The 1,912-nt window shown below is 39.3% G+C and carries 2 protein-coding genes and 1 tRNA gene; 1 reads left to right on the top strand and 2 read right to left on the bottom strand.

Annotated elements, in window-relative coordinates:
• Positions 1 to 310 precede the first annotated feature (310 nt).
• Entirely contained in the window at positions 311 to 745 is a 435-nt protein-coding gene (locus tag NHH16_RS15315) for a PBECR3 domain-containing polyvalent protein (protein WP_262070457.1), read from the top strand.
• A gap of 230 nt (positions 746 to 975) precedes the next feature.
• On the opposite strand, the gene NHH16_RS15310 is transcribed toward NHH16_RS15315, so the two are convergent.
• Positions 976 to 1,061, bottom strand: a tRNA-Ser gene (locus NHH16_RS15310).
• Between the two features lie 89 nt (positions 1,062 to 1,150).
• Positions 1,151 to 1,912 (bottom strand): 2-C-methyl-D-erythritol 4-phosphate cytidylyltransferase (ispD, locus tag NHH16_RS15305; protein WP_316043943.1); only part of this gene is annotated, 762 nt, incomplete at its 5' end.

Raw genomic sequence — 1,912 nt, 5'->3', positions numbered from 1 at the left:
AGTCTCGCACACTATTTTCAGATGCCCGTTTGGCATGCAGTAAAGCTTACATTTTTGGTGCTTCTAGGTTAATTATACGACAAATATATGAATTTGTTAAGGTGCAAAACAGAAGTTACTTCCGCAGATTTACTACGGTTAGAGATTGCTGGAATTTAATTTTTCATTTAAGTAATATAAATAAGAACAGAACATTTAACGAGTTTATTCCCTACATACACATATTAAAACTCCCGTAATAACAGCTACAAATTAATGATAATCAATTGGAAGAGTTATTGCATTAAGAGGGACTTTTAGGAGGAAGTCATTGAATATTTTAGACCTTATAAAATCTAATACAAAATGTCTTTCCTTAGGTACTTTGCCTGACGATTTAATTGCATTCGTTACAGATAAAGATCCGCAAATAGGCTCCCTTTTAGCAAAGAAAAAAGACATTCTATTTTGGAAGGATCGTTTGCAGCATATTGAGTTACATAAAGATGACTTCTTTAGCGATGCCCTCTACTTGACATGTTTAGAAGATATACCTGACATTATCTGTCAGCCCGATTATGTAAGTATTCACCCTAAACGAAATAGCATATCTTTTATTAAAACATACACTCAAAATATTTCCGTTGCGGTGCGAATAACCACGGATGGGCGACTTGCTGTACGTACAATGTATCCTATAACTGATGCTCAGCTTAGTGACTATTTAATCAAGAAACGCGCATGGGAATATCCAAAGGAAATTTGACAATATGAAAAATTATTGTATAATGTACTTACCAACGAATGAAAGCAGAGGACGGAACAGGCAGCCGTCACGCCCTTGTGGTCTTTAAAGAGATGTGGGAATGTCACCCCACCTATTTCATTCAGGCGTTTAGAGCGGGTAACTTCTGTTGCTCGCTCTTTTGCTATAAACAATTTCAAAATGATGCAGCATAAAATTAAAAGAGCCTAGCAAACACTAGACTCTTAGAACGGAGAGGGTGGGATTCGAACCCACGCGCCCTCTCGGACAAACGGTTTTCAAGACCGCCTCGTTATGACCACTTCGATACCTCTCCATTATCGCTTTTCGCGACATTTTGTATTTTAGCATATTCCGAATTTCACGTCAACAAGATACTTGCATTTTATGTAAAATTCCTTGGAATTATTCCTCCATTTCGCATAATTCCCGGTTTTCTAGAAAACACCTAGCAACCAGCATATCCTCAGAAGTCGTGATTTTGATGTTTTCATAAGAGCCTTCTACTAGCTTGACCGGCTTACCCAGCATCCGTTCCACCACCATGGCGTCATCGGTAATGCCTGTAGCATCTGATTCCATCAATTTATTGAAAGCTTGGTAAGCAATCTCAACTGCGAATGTTTGTGGCGTTTGGATTGTCCATAAGTGACTTCTATCAGGAGTGCTTTCTACAAAGCCATCACTATCGCTTATCTTCAGCGTGTCTTTTGCCGGCATTCCGGTAACACAGGCTCCGTGTTCCTTAACCGCCTCCAGATTACGCCGAATAATATCTTCATCGATCATGGGTCTGGCACTGTCGTGGATAAAGACGTAGCCGGACTGATCCTTTAAAAGCTGTAGACCATTCCACACTGAGTGGAAGCGTTCCTTGCCGCCTTCAGTTAGCATCACTACCTTTTTAAAGTTATATTTAAAGATTATTTGTTCTTTTATAAAAGAAAAGAATTCTTTTTCCGCTACAATAATTACCTGATCGATACAAGGAGAAGCTTCAAAAGCCGCTAAACTATAGTAGATAACCGGCTTTCCTAAGATTTTGGCAAACTGTTTCTTCTCCAGCATTTGCATCCGCGAGCCGCTTCCTGCAGCCAGTAAGATGGCGATATTTTTCATCTTTTTTATAGCAAGGATACCCCATCTAAAACTTAGGTGGGGAGGAAT

This window comes from Ohessyouella blattaphilus (genome assembly GCF_024721265.1).
Taxonomy (GTDB): domain Bacteria; phylum Bacillota; class Clostridia; order Lachnospirales; family Lachnospiraceae; genus Aequitasia; species Aequitasia blattaphilus_A.
This window is presented reverse-complemented; position numbering and strand designations above follow the sequence as displayed.